This is a genomic window from Pseudanabaena sp. PCC 9330 (assembly GCF_055795045.1).
Genome location: NZ_JAYFES010000107.1, coordinates 1 through 13,970, shown reverse-complemented (window position 1 = coordinate 13,970; position 13,970 = coordinate 1). Strand labels below are relative to the sequence as shown.

The window sequence follows — 13,970 nt, the reverse complement described above, 5'->3', positions numbered from 1 at the left end:
CGAGCACTGTCAGCCCGGTTTTTCTATCTACCTACGGTTAGGCAAGATACCTGACAGGCAAAGATGGCAGATTTTTAATCTGCAATTATTGGCTCCGGCGGCTCCAGCGAAACACCAAGGCACCCAAGCCTGTCAGCAGCGTTAACCCCAACAGCCCCGCCAGGGGATTGCCGTCGATGCCAGTGACCCAATCGGGCACGGCCCCTGTGGGCTGCAACAGATTGCCTACTTCGAGCAGGTAATAGCCCCACACCAGCCCCGCGTGGAGACCGACGGGGTGCCCCAGACCGGTGGTGCCGCCCTGTACTGGAATGCGTCGCGCCCAGCCCAGCACGAGACCCAGCAGCAGCAGCCCAATCAGCTGGGGTAGCAGAGCCAAAATCGCGTCGAGGGGCTTGATGAAATGGGCGATCGCAAAAATAGCGCTGGTTGCCCCCAGCGCCACTGCCGGTGACCAGCCCTGCTCAAGCTCCCGCAGCAGCCAGCCCCGAAACAGCACTTCCTCAGACCAGCCCACGGCGGTAGCCGCTAGAGCCCCTACCAGAGCGACCTGGAGTAGCTCAAAACCCCTAGCCCCCTCGGGGGCTATCAACGCCCAACCCAAAATTACCTGTACCGCCGCTAGCACCACCAGGCTAACCGCCCCGATCGCAGCTCCTACGGCCATGCCTCGGGCCAATGCCCGAGAGCCCACAAACCCAACTTGGCTCCAGGGCCGAGTTTCACCCCGCACCCGTCGCTCCCAGCGGGGCAGCACCAGCAAAAAAAACACGTAGAGCAACGCCGTTGGCAGCAGGTCACCCCCCGGCAACAATTCCTTGGCGGCTAGCGCGTACAGGGGAAGGGCTAAGGGTAGCCATAGGGCCACCACCCCCAGCAAAAAGATGAAGACCCTAGCCAGGGGAGGATAGCTCGCCAGCTGAACCCAAGGGATCTGCCCCCAGCGCTTGGCTCCCGGCAGCCTACTCATCCGGCTCGATGGTGCTGGTCAGGCCCAGATTGCAGAGCCCCTCACTGTAAAACTCCGCGTGCTCCATTTCACAGGTAATGACTAGGGCCACTCCGGCGGTGTGGGCTTGCATCATAATGTCGACCGCCTGGGGCATGGTCAGGCTGGGCACCACCTTCAGCAGCGATTCCACCACGTGCTCCATGGAGTTGAAGGGATCGTTGTGCAGCAGCACCCGGTAGCGTGGCGCTGGCTTACGTACGGTGGAAGTTGTAGTTCGCTCAATGGTTTCAACTGACACAGCCATACCTCTTCGCTCTGATGTAGAGCCAGTTTCAAGACAACAACAGGCTGAAAGCCCTAGATTAGGCCCGGTTCGGGCGATCGCCGATGGCCCCAGCGCCCCATGGGCGCAGACCTGTTTATCATAGATTCCCATCATAAAACTTCATGATGGCTTTAGCACTGCTCTTAACATAGTCTAGGCTGGCCCAGCTCACAGCAAATGCTGACACCGTTTACCATAGGTGAAAAGCCCGGTTCCCTTCCCCAGATGCCTGCCTTCCGCAGATTCCTGGCGCTTAGAGAATTCTGTCGAGCCCTGGGGACAATTGCACCCTAGCCCTATTCTACTGATTGAGCAGCGCTGTCTATGGCCACCCTGGTCGCCGGTCAAATTGTATTTTTAGAATGCCGCCAGACCCGGCTTTACGCCGAAGTTATTCAGGTGTTAGACGATCGCCCGATGGGGTGGCTCAGGCCCCTCGCTCTGGTGCGAGGAGAGAGCATTCAGCTCCTAGAAACGGGGGCGATCGCTGCGGCCCCAGACATGGTGTGGCCCATCGAACACCTGATTCCTGCCCTAGATACCGATGTCATGCCGCTGATGGCGCAGATCTGGTCTAAAGCTGCCGAGCCAACTCAGCTAGACCCCCAGGAAGGCAAAACGGCGATCGCAGCGATGAACGAATTTTTGCAAGTTCTCTGGGCCGAAGCACAGTCAGCTTGAGCCAGCTTGCCTATCTACAGCTTTCTTCCAGATAAAACGCTTTTTTAAGCTTAGAAAACACCGCTCAGGCTGAACTTGTTGCCGTCTTGTTCACCCTGAATCTGCCGAAGGGTGAATGGCAAACACCCCAAAATTGGCCAAAATGGAATGAATGCCCGAGGGACTCAGGTCAGGCCTAGCATCACATTCCCAGTCAGCAGCCAGGGGCGCAGAAAACCTAACGATTTTTGTGAGGTTTCTATGAAGAGACGGGGCGTGTTTCGATGATTTTACGGAGCCGTAAGACTCGGCTGGTCGTTTACCCGAGGGCTTAGCCCTAAAGTCCCGCAGTTGGAACCAGACGGATGCGCCCAGCGTCCATTTCGTACATGAGCAGCTCTAGGGCCTCTGAGTCACCAATGGGCAAATAGCCCAGGCGAGTCAGCTCAGCATTGATACCCTGCTCAATCTCAGGGGTAAGCAGCCCGCAATAGAGGGCTTTCTCAACCAGGCGGCGGATAGAAAATGTGGGGGCCATAAACCAGTACCTACCAACGGTGTCGTATGAGTATTCTCTCCCTAGAGCTGACTCCAGCCAGTGATACCTCTCCCAGCGGACGGTGAAATGGCCCACAACAATCCGTGATTCAGATCACAAAACCAAGGGGAGGACAGAGGCTATGGTCGGTGAATTCACGGAAATGTTGCCCTAGTGATGCTCAAATTTGTATCAAGATATGACCAACTCTCAGTGTAAACGTAGTCATCAAAGTGTCGGGCCGACTACTGTCGTGAATAGCGATGCTTGATTTACTAGTTTTTAAGATTTATAAATCTGCTCAGGAGTATACCGAGGATGCATACCATGACTAAATCCATGGCGATTGTTCAGGCTCAGGGGTCGTTGAACGCTTCCAACGCTCCCGCATTCCAAACTGCTCTGATGCAGCAAATCCAGTCCGATTTTGCCGGTGGTCTGTTTGTTGACATGAGCCAGGTTGAGTCTCTCGACAGCGCTGGGCTGATCTCGCTGGTGTCGGCGCTAAAGCAAGCTCGTCAGCTACAGAAGCGACTGTGCCTGTACTCGGTACCACCGGCCATTCGCATTGTGTTTGAGCTAACCCAGCTCGATCGCGCCTTTGAGATGGTTGATGAGCTGCCTCAATCGATGCCTCTAGCCGCCTAGGCCCGATGCCCGTGCCCTGCCGCTATAGTATGGGGGATGTTCCATCACGGTTTAGGGTTGCTAGCTTGTGTCTGTATCGCTTAATGCCTTAGTCTCCCCAGATATCTCTAGGCCAGGGCGGTACCTGGGCAACGAGTTGGGTGCCGTCCACAAGCCCTGGCCTGAGGCCGCTGTGCGGTGGGTGTTGACCTACCCCGAAGTCTACGAGGTCGGGGCGTCTAATCTTGGCCACATCATTCTTTACAGCATTTTAAACGCCCAGCCTCGTCAGCTGTGCGATCGCGCCTATTTGCCCGCCGCCGATCTGGCGACTAAGCTGAAAGAAACGGGGACGCCGCTCTTTGCAGTAGAGTCGCAGCGCCCCCTCACTGACTTTGATATTTTGGGCTTTAGCCTCAGCTATGAGCTGGGGGCCACCAATATTCTGGAAATGCTCTCTTTGGCGGGCATTCCCCTCACCTGGCAGGAGCGCGATTGGTCTGGTGCCTTTGCTGTAGAGACTGACGCTTGGCCGCTAATTTTTGCCGGGGGGCAGACCGCCACCTCTAACCCCGAACCCTACGCCGATTTTTTTGACTTTGTGGCCCTCGGCGATGGTGAAGAACTGCTGCCCGAAATCGCCCTGGTGCTCGAAGAGGGCAAGGCGGCGGGGCTCAGTCGCGAGGCGCTGCTGCTGGATCTGGCCCAGGTGCCGGGGGTCTACGTACCTCGGTTCTACGATATGGCCGAGGATGGCTCGGTGCACCCCAATCGGCCCGACGTGCCTGCGCGGGTGCTGCGCCGGGTGGCCACGCCCATCCCTGCCTATGCCATGGGCCTGGTGCCCTACGTGGAGACCGTGCACGATCGCCTGACGGTGGAGATTCGCCGGGGCTGTACCCGGGGCTGCCGCTTTTGCCAGCCGGGCATGCTCACCCGCCCCGCCCGCGACGTAGAGCCCGAGGCGGTGGTCGATGCGATCGAAACCGGCATGCGCAAGACCGGCTACAACGAGTTTTCGCTGCTGTCGCTGAGCTGCTCAGACTACCTGGCTCTGCCGGCGGTCGGGGTCGAGGTCAAAAACCGGCTCAAGGACGAGAATATTTCGCTATCGCTGCCCAGCCAGCGGGTCGATCGCTTCGATGAAAACATTGCCAACATCATCGGTGGCACCCGCCTCACCGGGCTCACCTTTGCCCCCGAGGCGGGCACCCAGCGCATGCGCGACATCATCAACAAAGGTCTGACCAACGAAGAGCTGCTGCGCGGGGTCAAAACTGCCCACGAGCAGGGCTGGGGCCGGGTTAAGCTCTACTTTATGATCGGCCTGCCCGGTGAGACCGACGTTGACGTGCTGGGCATTGCCGAAACCGTGCGCTGGCTGCGTCAGGCCTGTACCATCCAAGGACGGCGGCCCCTGACGTTCAATATTACGATCTCAAACTTTACCCCCAAGCCCCACACCCCTTTCCAGTGGCACTCGGTGTCAACCGAAGAGTTTCGTCGCAAGCAGCGGCTGCTGCGGGCCGAGTTTAGCCAGATGCGCTGGGCCAAGGTAAATTTTACCGACGTGCGGATCTCGGCGATGGAAGATTTTGTCGGCCGGGGCGATCGCCGCCTTGGCCCTGTGGTGCGCCGCGCCTGGGAACTAGGGGCAGGCATGGACAGCTGGTGGGAGAGCTTGGAAAACGCCTTCGGTGCCTGGACCCAGGCCATCGACGAGGCGGGGCTGACCTGGAAGTATCGCAAGGTGGACCAGGGCGAATGGAATGTGATGGATACCGAGGCCGCCGATGCCAGCGGTGGTCATCCCAGCCTCGATGCGCCGCTCCCCTGGGATCATCTCGATACCGGCATCGACAAAACCTGGCTGAAGGAAGACCTACTGCGCGCCCTAGATGCCGCTACGGTGCCCGACTGCTCCTTTGAGGGCTGTAGCCACTGTGGCATCTGTGGCCCTGACTTTGGCCACAATGTGGTGGTGCCGCCGCCGCCGATTCCCGCTTTTTTGGGCCATGGTCAACCGAGTTCTGAGCGGGTGCAGCGGCTGCGAGTGACCCTGGGCAAGCTGGGCACCATGGCGCTGATCGGCCACCTAGATTTTGTGCGCCTGCTCGATCGCGCCCTGCGTCGGGCCAGTCTGCCCATTGCCTTTACCGGCGGTTTTCACCCTGGGCCGCGCCTGTCGCCCGCCAATGCCCTGCCCCTGGGGGCTACTAGCAGCGGCGAAGTCATCGATTTTGAGCTGACTGAGGCGATCGCCCCAGCCGAGTTTCTCCAGCGTCTTGCCGCCCAGCTGCCGCCCGAGGTTCCCCTCTACAACATTGAAGAGGTCTCCCTGGCAGAACCTTCAGCCACCAAACGCCTAGATCAGGTCGAATACTACCTGCGGCTGGCGACGGAGGAGGACATCCCCGCCCCCTGGACAGAATGGATTGATGGGGTCTTGGGTCTGGAAGAATTGTTGTGGGAGAAAAAAACTAAGTCTGGCAAAATCCAGATGGTCAACCTGCGGGAGCGGCTGTACGAGCTAGCTTTAGTCCCTGCCGAGATGCCGCTGCCACTGGGGCTAGAGTATGCTAGAGAAGCCGATGGCGTTTGGCTACGGGTGGTGGGCGTCTGTCGTAACGATGGGAACTTACTGCGCCCTGAACACGTCGTTTCTATGGTAGAAGGGCTGGCTGGCCAGCCATTGAGCCTACGGCAAGTGCATCGCAGCCGTTTGGTGCTTGTGTAGGCAATTTTCTCTGGGCAGTTTGTTCAGAATGTCTGTAGGGCGTACGGTCAGATTGTGTAAATAGACCCTAGGGGGTCAAAATCATGGGCAGCAATGGCGATCCTCAGCTACCGGTAAACCACAGTAGAAGCAGTCATCGATTGCCTTGGCTAGTGGGCTTGGGGGTGGCGTTAGCCGGTACTTTACTGACAGGAACTCCAAGTCAGGCCGACGAGCTGACGGCCTGTGCCCCCGGCACCGCTGACGCCCCCGGCATTATCGATGCGGCCTGCTGCCCTGGGGATGTGCTGTCATCCTACTGGCCAGGGCGATCGCCTGACTTAAATCAAATTCTTTGCCAACTGCTGGTTTTTCCAACCAACTCGACCCTGAATGCCGACGAATTTAGCCAACGCATTGTCGATGGCTCAGTCTCTAGCGACAGTCGCCAGGTCTCGGCTGAGTCGATGACCCTGCCCAGCCTCTGGTGGAACCGTGACTCGCTGACCAGGCACTTGGGCGGGCCGCGTCTGGTGCAGTCTTGGCTGTCGTACCAGATTGCCGACTCTTCAATCGAGGTGGTCGATGTGATCATCAACCCGCAAATCTGGTCGGTGTTGACCTACAACGAGCGGTTTGCGGTGCTCAACCAGTTTGGTACGGCGGCTCGAGACTTTGGCTATAACCTGAGATTTTTTCAGGGCAATGCCCGCAGCTATCGTCTGGTGGGGCTTTACGCCTGTGAGTTTGGCCCGACTCCGACCGACTCCTCAGCTCGGCTGTTTGAGGCCGATGCCTGCTCAGCCAACCTTGACATGACCCAGATTGTGCAAATTCAGCGCCATTTGCTGGCCGAGGGCGATCGCCGTCTACAGCCCATCGCCCGCCCTGACGCAACCCCGACCGACCCTGCCCTGATCGCAGAGACCGATCGCTAGGGCGCAGCTCCAAACTTGGTTAGCTGCGTAGGGTCTGCCAGAGGGCTCGGTATCGCGCCTCTGCCGCCGCTGTCAGGGGTAGCAAAAACTCGCTTTGACTAGCTACCTGGGGCGACAGCAGGGTGGGCGATCGCCCCAGTGATTCGGGCAGCTGGGCGAGGTCAACTCCCCACAGGCGAGGAGAGATACCCTGGCTAAAAATCGCTAGCTGGTCAGCAAACTCGGCCTCTAGACAAAAGTCTAGCCAGTCTGCCGCTAGGGGACTGGGGGTGGTCAGGGCGGGCTGCACCCACAGTTGGGCGCTTAGCAATGTGCCTTCGGCAGGCACCGCTGCGGCCAGGTGGCGGTACTGGCTCAGCAGCGGCTGCACGTCGTCTGACCAGGCCACCACGGCGCTGGCATCGCCAATGATCAAAGCCTCTAGATAGCGATCGCTGTCGTAGACGCGCACCTGCTGGTGCAGCTTGGCAAGAAAATTCTCTAGCCCGGCGATCGCTGCCGGATTGTCGCCATTGGCGTCAGCCCCCAGGGCTTTTTGGGCCATCCCCAGCACCAGGCGAGGATGGTCGGGCAAAATCACCCGGCGATGCAGCTCTGGGCGCAGCAGATCTGCCCAGGTTGTCAGCTCTGCCCCGTGCGGCAAGCGGCTGGGGTCGTATAGCAATACCAGATGACTCCAGCGGTAGGGCACCGCCCATACACTGCCCTCGGCGCTGGGCAAACCCTCAGCATTGCGCTGCACCAGTTCAGGCCACACCGTCGCCAGGTCTTCCCAGTGGGCCAAACCGGTTGTTTCTACCGGCTGCACTAGCCCCTGGCGAATAGCAGGCGCTAACCAATAGTCAGACAGGCTCACCCAGTCGGCCCCGGCCCCATCGGGCTGGCTCTGCCACCGCTGGAGCAGCCCATAGAGACCCGCCAGCGAATCTTGGGGAACCACAGTAATGCCAGCTGCGCCCTCTGGCCGCTGTTGAAACGCCCTCAGCAGCTGGGTTGGTACGCCATTGGTCAGCATCGCCAGGCGCAGGCTAGACGCACTAGACCGCTGGCAACCCCCCAGGAGAGAGGCCAGGGCGACTCCACCGATACCGGCCAACAAGCTGCGACGTTTCATGAGCATTTGCCCCTTAGCTGTCCTCTCCAGGGGAGAATACTGATCAACCATAGCGCTTTAGTCTACAGCCCATGAAAGCCGTCCGCGATGTTATTAGCGTCTCTATCACCATTATTTTGGTATCGTTCATTGGCCTCAGTCTGGCCCGACTGGTGTACTTTTTTCTCCACAGTCAGCAGATTGTCTAGCATCCCAAGTGCAGAATGACCGCAGCGATCGCGGCCTAGGCCACCGCCGGGCCAAGGGTTGAAGAAATGCGGAGGGCGAGTTCGGTCAGGTTGTTGTCGTCGGCGCAAAACTGCTCAGCGGCGGAGCGGGGGGTGCCAGCGCTGACCAGGTACTCCACCAGCAGGTTAAACAGCATATCTTCGGCTAGCTGCCGCTAATCGGCCCAGCCCTGCCGCTGGTAATAGAGATATTCTTGGCATCGCAGGGCCAGGTCTTGGTAGGTGACATTGCTGGTCAAATGCTGAAGACGGCTGACGATCATAGCGACCTCAGAACTATAGATTGCTCCTAGTCTAGCCAAAGGCTGGGAGCGCGATCGCTACTGAGAGGGTGCCGTAGAGCGGCCCGGCTGCCTGGCCTGCATGGGCGGCTGATGAGGCTGTGGCCAGTACAGCCCCGAGCTTGAGGGCGGGGTGGTGCGCAGGTAGGCCAACATCTGCCGCTGCAACCCTTGCAGCTGCTCCTGAATGGCCATTTTTTCGAGGTGCAGCAGTGAGGGTAGATAGCTGATCAATCCCTCTTGTCGCTGGAGGGTCGTTTGGCGCAGGCGCGGCCAGGTGGCTAGCCCCTCGGGTACTGTCTGGCTGAGCCGCAGAGACATCGCCGTGGTCGAGAAAGCATGAGCTTGACCAGGACTCAGGGCCGGGGCGTAGGCTTCGGCCTCTGAGGTTTGCTGCATCACAAAACTCAGGCTGACTCCCTGCAGAAAACTCCGCAGAGGGGCGGTGGTCGCGGTGGGCAACTCTGGCATAAACGGAATTCGGGTTAGATCGACGTTGAGATTGTTGGGGTCGCCCACGCTGAGGTGAGACCCGCCTACTACGGTGATCAGATGCTTAGGCCCCGGCATCTGCATAAAGGGCCGCAGCTGCTGGCTCGCCATGGGGGTGACGGTATCGTGGGTACCGGCCAATACCATTGTCGGCACCCGCACCCGGCTCAGCCCGGCCTGGCCAAAGAGGAGGCCCGTCAGAGGGTTGATGGCAATTAGCTGGGTGATACGGCTATCGCGCAGATTGGCATATTTGACCGGCAGATCTAGGGCCGCGCACTGTAGCCAGTCGGCGGGGGAGACATTGACGGGGCTGAGGGTTTGGCAGTAGTTGTCGAGCGATCGCAGATCGAGGTCGGCCCCCGCTAGGGCCAGCCCCGTATAGCCGCCCAGAGAGTGGCCAATGAAGCTCACCTGACTGGTATTGATGCGGCCCCGCAGGCTGTAGGAGTAGAGATTGAGTTTCTCTAGGCGATCGAGCACGTAGGTAATGTCGCGGGGGCGATCGAGAAACTCGGTGGCGGGCAAGACGCGGCTTTGAGCTACCCCAGCGGACTGCTCTGAGTGGGGCATATCGGCCTCGGCCCTCTCTGCTTCAGCCCTCTCTGCCTCAGGTAGAGAGAGGAGAGCGGCCACATTACTGCCAGGGTGTTCGACCGACACCACCGTCAAGCCGTGGGAGGCCAGGTGCTGGGCTAGGTAAGCAAAAAAGCGGCGATCGGCTCCCAGACCGTGGGAGATGACCACCAGAGGGCCATGACTATCTTTGCTCCAGTAGATATCGACGGGAATGCTGCGATTGCGGGCGTGATCGCGCAGCAGCAGTTCCCAGCGATCGACATCGGCAGACCCTGTGGTAAAAGGATTGACCTCAAGCGGCTCTGAGGGCTCGGCCACATCCGGCTCTGGTGCCTGGCGCACGACCCGGCCCAGGGCCTCGCTCTCCATTTGGGCCAGACGAAACTGTGAGGCCAGCGTCAGCAGGGTGCCCACATCAATTTCGAGGGTGTCTTGGGGCATAGCCCGCAAAATGCTCAGCAGGGTCAGCCCGTCTTCTGACTGAGAGACTTGCTCTAGAGTGACGCGGAGATCGTTGCCTGCCAGGTTGGGGGCAATCGCCCGTAGGGTATCGAGGAGTTGGGCACCCCCAGGCGTCATCAACAGCTCGTCTAAAATGACCTGGCCCACCTCAGGGTCGAGGGTAATCTCGCTTTGCAGCGACTCCCTCAGGCCAGGGCTGAGTAGCGGTCGGTAGAGTTGCAGCGACGCACGGGCCTCGCCGCTGGCCACAAACGTCTGCACATCGTCTAGGCTGACGGTTTGAGACAGTCGACCCAGCCGCACAGTAATCGATTCTGCTGCCAGGGCAGGCGGGCTCAGCAGCATTCCACCCAGGGCCGCCACCCAAAAAACTCGGCGGCCCCGCCGCCACGGGCTGATGGAAGTTAGTAAAACTCTGAGGCTGATCACGGTAGCCATTACCAATAGAGAGCGATTGGGGCAGGGGCAATACCCAGACAGCGCCATGTCACGATGAAGCAATAGCTTCACTATTACCCAAATTTTCTCCGTGGGTTAATTTAATCTAAACGACAGCTCATCAGGGTGGGGGGCTCTGAGTATCAAGTTTTTTTGCGCAACCCCGATCGCCCCCACCAATCGCCCCAGTCGTTTCATCTACTGTATGGTAGTAGCGATGCCCTCACCCTCCCGATGCCATGACAGATAACTCGTCATCTCCTAAGGAAAGTTTTCTCTTTCCACGCAGCAAGTATTGGGGAGAATTTACGCCTCAGCAGCTGGCATTTAATGCCAACCTGCAAGAATTTGCCCAGCGCGTCTCCTTTGTGTGCAATCTGGAGACCGGGGGCAAGATGTCAGCCGACCAGGCCTACGACGAAATTAAGCGCCTGTGGAAAGATCTAAAGCAATCGAAGGCCAACTTGCTCGACGCTGCCCCTCCCGACTCACCGCCAGAGTTGCCCCCGGAGTAGCCTAGGCGTGATTTGCCCCAGACAAGGCTTTGCCAACACCCGCCTCTGCAACTGAACAGCAGGTCGATGTGCTCAAGTGAGGTCAGCGACCTCTAATATAGATCGGTAACACGTGTAACCCTTTGCGGTGGCTGCTTTGGCCAACCTGATATCAGCCCATGACCCTAACTTTAGACTCTGACTCCGTGCTGGCGGTGCTGCGCCCGGTACAAGATCCCGAGCTGCAAAAGAGCCTGGTAGATCTCAATATGATTCGCAATGTGGCGATCGCCGACGGCACCGTCAGCTTTACCCTGGTGCTGACCACCCCCGCCTGCCCCCTGCGTGAATTTATTGTCGAAGACTGCCAAAAGGCCGTTCGCACCCTGCCGGGGGTCGAAGCTGTGAATGTCGAAGTCACCGCCGAGACCCCCCAGCAAAAAGCCCTGCCCGATCGCACTGGCATTGGCGGCGTCAAAAATATCATTGCCGTCTCCAGCGGCAAGGGTGGTGTTGGCAAGAGCACCGTGGCGGTGAATCTGGCCGTCTCTCTCGCCCAGATGGGGGCTGCCGTCGGTCTGATCGACGCCGACATCTACGGCCCCAACGCGCCGATCATGATGGGGCTAACCGAGGCCCAGGTGGTGGTCAAGCAGGGCGAGGTGCTAGAGCCCGCCTTTAACCACGGCGTCAAGATGGTCTCCATGGGCTTTTTGATCGATCGCGACCAGCCGGTAATCTGGCGTGGCCCCATGCTCAATGGCATTATTCGCCAGTTTCTCTACCAGGTGGAGTGGGGCGAGCTAGATTACCTAATTGTGGACTTGCCCCCTGGCACTGGCGACGCCCAGCTGACCCTGGCCCAGGCTGTGCCCATGGCCGGAGCGGTGATTGTCTCGACCCCCCAGACGGTGGCCATCTCCGACGCGCGGCGCGGTCTCAAGATGTTTCAGCAGCTGCAAGTGCCGGTGCTGGGCATCGTCGAAAATATGAGTGTGTTTATTCCCCCCGATGCGCCAGAGAAGCGCTACGACATCTTTGGCTCTGGCGGTGGCGAGCTGCTGTCGAAGGAACTGGGTCTGCCGGTGCTGGGCTGCATTCCCCTGGAGATGGCGGTGCGCGAGGGGGGCGACACGGGCATCCCGATCGTGGTGCAGCATCCTGATTCTGAATCGGCTAAGGCGCTGCGGGCTATGGCTCAGCAGGTGGCAGCAAAGGTGTCGATGGCGGCGCTGGCCTAGCGCTTATCCCCTAGCCTCTGCTCGGGTGAGGGCTCCATAGTTGGGATGCACCCGAGATGTGGGGGCAGGCCCAAACCCCAAAACCCTGACCGCTTGTCATAATCAATTGGGTTAACTGGTAGGCAACGGCTATGTTTGTAACCGATGTGCAAAAACAGTGGCGATTGCTGGCGGCGGGCTGGCAGGGCGTCGACTGGATTCTGTTTGCGCTGCCCGTGGCGCTGACAGTCTTTGGGTCCATCGTCATCCACAGCACCCAGCTGCATACTGCCAACGCAGGCTATGGATTAAACCATGCTGTTTTGGGATTGATTAGTCTGGTAATTACTCTATGGATTGCCCGCAGTCGCTATGAGTACCTGCTGAACTGGCAGTGGATTATCTACGGCATCGTCAATCTGCTGCTGGTGGCGGTGATGTTTATCGGTACCGTCGGCGGTGGTGCCCAAAGCTGGATTGCGGTTGGTGGGTTCTACGTTCAGCCCTCAGAGTTTGCCAAACTGAGCATCATCATTACCCTGGCCGCTACGCTGAGTAATCGCGATGCCTCTAGTTTGTGGGGAGTAGCCGGAGCGATGATGGTGATCGTTCTGCCCTGGGCGCTGGTATTTATCCAGCCCGACCTGGGAACTTCGCTGGTGTTTGGGGCCATTACCCTGGCTATGCTCTACTGGGCCAACTGCAACCCCGGCTGGCTGGTGCTGTTTGTGTCTCCCCTAGTGGCGGCGGTTTTGTTCAACCTGGTGCTGCCTGGCTGGCTGGTGTGGAGTTTGACCATGGGAGCGATCGCCTGGTTTACCCTACCCTGGCGCTGGTTTAGCACCGTTATGGCTACGGCGGTCAATCTAGTCGCGGGCAAGCTGGGAGATGTAGCTTGGGATTTGCTGCAAGACTATCAAAAAGACCGCCTGGTGCTGTTTCTAGACCCCGACAAAGATCCGTTGGGGGGCGGCTATCAGCTGATTCAGTCGCGTATTGCTATTGGTTCTGGAAAGATCTGGGGGCAGGGGCTAGGACAAGGTGCCCAAACCCAGCTCAACTTTATTCCTGAGCAGCACACCGACTTTATTTTTTCGGCGGTGGGCGAAGAGTGGGGCTTTGTGGGGGCAATGGTGGTGATTTTGGCCTACTGGCTCATTTGTTATCGCCTGGTGATCATTGCCCAAAATGCTAAAGATGACTTTGGCTCACTGCTGGTCATTGGCGTGCTGGCGATGATCGTCTTTCAGGTGGTGGTCAACATTGGTATGACCATTGGCCTCGCCCCCATTACCGGGATTCCGCTGCCGTGGCTGAGCTACGGGCGATCGGCCCTGCTGACCAATTTTATCGCCCTGGGCATGGTGGAATCGGTGGCCAATTTTCGCCATCGGCTGAAGTTTACCGATTAGGGCGATGATGTCTGTTAAGTTTTCTCTAATTCTCTACTATTATCCTATGACTGCTTGGCTCTGGGAGTCTTTTCTATGGCTCAGAACTCATCGCCGCTTGTACTTGGCGTTGGTGAATTTTTGAAGCCGCTATGGCGATAACCCCCGCTACGAACTGGCCAACGGAGAAATCGTAGATAGGTCATCCACGGGCTTCCACAAAGCCACTGCTGGAAAAATCGCCAGCCAGCTCAGCATTGAAATTGATTGCCAGGGCCATCTGTGAGTTATTTCTCGCACCTGCTTGCTGCGCCTGTCAATACTTGAAAAACGTGTGCTGAAAAGCTTCGAGACTATTCCACGTTTCCTGGAACTTGCTGAGGTTTGCAAACGAATAGGCTGTTCCACCACCGATCGTAGGCTGGTTGACTGACAAAACTAATCGGCAGCATAGCAGTACGTGTGTATTTTGAACTCGATTCGATAGATGCGCTGCTCATGTTGTTTCCGAGACGC

At 58.6% G+C, this 13,970-nt stretch carries 13 protein-coding genes; 7 read left to right on the top strand and 6 right to left on the bottom strand.

Going from position 1 to position 13,970, the window contains the following annotated elements; all coding sequences use genetic code 11:
- Positions 1-85 precede the first annotated feature (85 nt).
- Both AC0QKW_RS13875 and clpS read right to left on the bottom strand, forming a co-directional pair.
- Positions 86-970 (bottom strand): lysostaphin resistance A-like protein, encoded by an 885-nt coding sequence (locus tag AC0QKW_RS13875; protein ID WP_473151668.1) that lies wholly within the window; start codon positions 968-970, stop codon positions 86-88.
- A complete protein-coding gene (gene clpS, locus AC0QKW_RS13870) occupies positions 963-1,250 on the bottom strand; it encodes an ATP-dependent Clp protease adapter ClpS (protein ID WP_473151667.1) in 288 nt (95 codons plus the stop codon). The genes AC0QKW_RS13875 and clpS overlap by 8 nt, the downstream gene beginning before the upstream one ends.
- Positions 1,251-1,601: 351 nt before the next feature.
- On the opposite strand from clpS, the gene AC0QKW_RS13865 reads away from it, so the two are divergent.
- Positions 1,602-1,958 carry a hypothetical protein gene (locus AC0QKW_RS13865; RefSeq protein ID WP_473151666.1) on the top strand — a complete coding sequence of 119 codons (357 nt, stop codon included), beginning with the start codon at positions 1,602-1,604 and terminating at the stop codon, positions 1,956-1,958.
- 316 nt (positions 1,959-2,274) lie between these two features.
- Here the strand turns inward: AC0QKW_RS13865 and AC0QKW_RS13860 are convergent, their stop codons facing one another.
- Positions 2,275-2,475, bottom strand: coding sequence for a hypothetical protein (locus tag AC0QKW_RS13860; protein WP_473151665.1), 201 nt, complete (start codon positions 2,473-2,475; stop codon positions 2,275-2,277).
- 318 nt (positions 2,476-2,793) lie between these two features.
- Here AC0QKW_RS13860 and AC0QKW_RS13855 point away from each other — a divergent pair, with 318 nt between their 5' ends.
- The 3 genes from AC0QKW_RS13855 to AC0QKW_RS13845 all read left to right on the top strand — a co-directional run bounded on the left by AC0QKW_RS13855 (position 2,794) and on the right by AC0QKW_RS13845 (position 6,756).
- Entirely contained in the window at positions 2,794-3,123 is a 330-nt protein-coding gene (locus tag AC0QKW_RS13855) for an STAS domain-containing protein (protein WP_473151664.1), read from the top strand.
- A 67-nt stretch (positions 3,124-3,190) separates the two neighbouring features.
- Complete coding sequence (locus tag AC0QKW_RS13850) at positions 3,191-5,839, top strand: TIGR03960 family B12-binding radical SAM protein (RefSeq protein ID WP_473151663.1); 2,649 nt, start codon at positions 3,191-3,193, stop codon at positions 5,837-5,839.
- 83 nt (positions 5,840-5,922) lie between these two features.
- Positions 5,923-6,756: a hypothetical protein gene (locus AC0QKW_RS13845; RefSeq protein WP_473151662.1), complete on the top strand. Its 834-nt coding sequence runs from the start codon at positions 5,923-5,925 to the stop codon at positions 6,754-6,756.
- Positions 6,757-6,775: 19 nt separating this feature from the next.
- Here AC0QKW_RS13845 and AC0QKW_RS13840 read toward each other — a convergent pair whose 3' ends face one another.
- From AC0QKW_RS13840 to AC0QKW_RS13830, 3 genes are all read right to left on the bottom strand, one after another.
- Entirely contained in the window at positions 6,776-7,870 is a 1,095-nt protein-coding gene (locus AC0QKW_RS13840) for an extracellular solute-binding protein (protein WP_473151661.1), read from the bottom strand.
- Positions 7,871-8,093: 223 nt separating this feature from the next.
- Positions 8,094-8,234, bottom strand: coding sequence for a hypothetical protein (locus AC0QKW_RS13835; RefSeq protein ID WP_473151660.1), 141 nt, complete (start codon positions 8,232-8,234; stop codon positions 8,094-8,096).
- Positions 8,235-8,417: 183 nt separating this feature from the next.
- Positions 8,418-10,349 (bottom strand): alpha/beta hydrolase, encoded by a 1,932-nt coding sequence (locus AC0QKW_RS13830; RefSeq protein ID WP_473151659.1) that lies wholly within the window; start codon positions 10,347-10,349, stop codon positions 8,418-8,420.
- 239 nt (positions 10,350-10,588) lie between these two features.
- On the opposite strand from AC0QKW_RS13830, the gene AC0QKW_RS13825 reads away from it, so the two are divergent.
- The 3 genes from AC0QKW_RS13825 to rodA all read left to right on the top strand — a co-directional run bounded on the left by AC0QKW_RS13825 (position 10,589) and on the right by rodA (position 13,475).
- Positions 10,589-10,864, top strand: coding sequence for a DUF7219 family protein (locus AC0QKW_RS13825; protein WP_473151658.1), 276 nt, complete (start codon positions 10,589-10,591; stop codon positions 10,862-10,864).
- A gap of 158 nt (positions 10,865-11,022) precedes the next feature.
- Positions 11,023-12,084, top strand: a complete 1,062-nt coding sequence (locus tag AC0QKW_RS13820; protein WP_473151657.1) for an Mrp/NBP35 family ATP-binding protein — start codon at positions 11,023-11,025, stop codon at positions 12,082-12,084.
- Between the two features lie 131 nt (positions 12,085-12,215).
- A complete protein-coding gene (rodA, locus tag AC0QKW_RS13815; RefSeq protein ID WP_473151656.1) occupies positions 12,216-13,475 on the top strand; it encodes a rod shape-determining protein RodA in 1,260 nt (419 codons plus the stop codon).
- The last annotated feature ends 495 nt before the right edge of the window (positions 13,476-13,970 follow it).

Excerpts from the sequence above, each read along its gene's own strand:
- AC0QKW_RS13875 (WP_473151668.1), bottom strand. The coding sequence starts at position 970 with ATGAGTAGGCTGCCGGGAGCCAAGCGCTGGGGGCAGATCCCTTGGGTT.
- AC0QKW_RS13865 (WP_473151666.1), top strand. The coding sequence starts at position 1,602 with ATGGCCACCCTGGTCGCCGGTCAAATTGTATTTTTAGAATGCCGCCAG.
- AC0QKW_RS13860 (WP_473151665.1), bottom strand. The coding sequence starts at position 2,475 with ATGGCCCCCACATTTTCTATCCGCCGCCTGGTTGAGAAAGCCCTCTAT.
- AC0QKW_RS13855 (WP_473151664.1), top strand. The coding sequence starts at position 2,794 with ATGCATACCATGACTAAATCCATGGCGATTGTTCAGGCTCAGGGGTCG.
- AC0QKW_RS13845 (WP_473151662.1), top strand. The coding sequence starts at position 5,923 with ATGGGCAGCAATGGCGATCCTCAGCTACCGGTAAACCACAGTAGAAGC.
- AC0QKW_RS13840 (WP_473151661.1), bottom strand. The coding sequence starts at position 7,870 with ATGAAACGTCGCAGCTTGTTGGCCGGTATCGGTGGAGTCGCCCTGGCC.
- AC0QKW_RS13835 (WP_473151660.1), bottom strand. The coding sequence starts at position 8,234 with ATGCTGTTTAACCTGCTGGTGGAGTACCTGGTCAGCGCTGGCACCCCC.
- AC0QKW_RS13830 (WP_473151659.1), bottom strand. The coding sequence starts at position 10,349 with ATGGCTACCGTGATCAGCCTCAGAGTTTTACTAACTTCCATCAGCCCG.
- AC0QKW_RS13825 (WP_473151658.1), top strand. The coding sequence starts at position 10,589 with ATGACAGATAACTCGTCATCTCCTAAGGAAAGTTTTCTCTTTCCACGC.
- AC0QKW_RS13820 (WP_473151657.1), top strand. The coding sequence starts at position 11,023 with ATGACCCTAACTTTAGACTCTGACTCCGTGCTGGCGGTGCTGCGCCCG.
- rodA (WP_473151656.1), top strand. The coding sequence starts at position 12,216 with ATGTTTGTAACCGATGTGCAAAAACAGTGGCGATTGCTGGCGGCGGGC.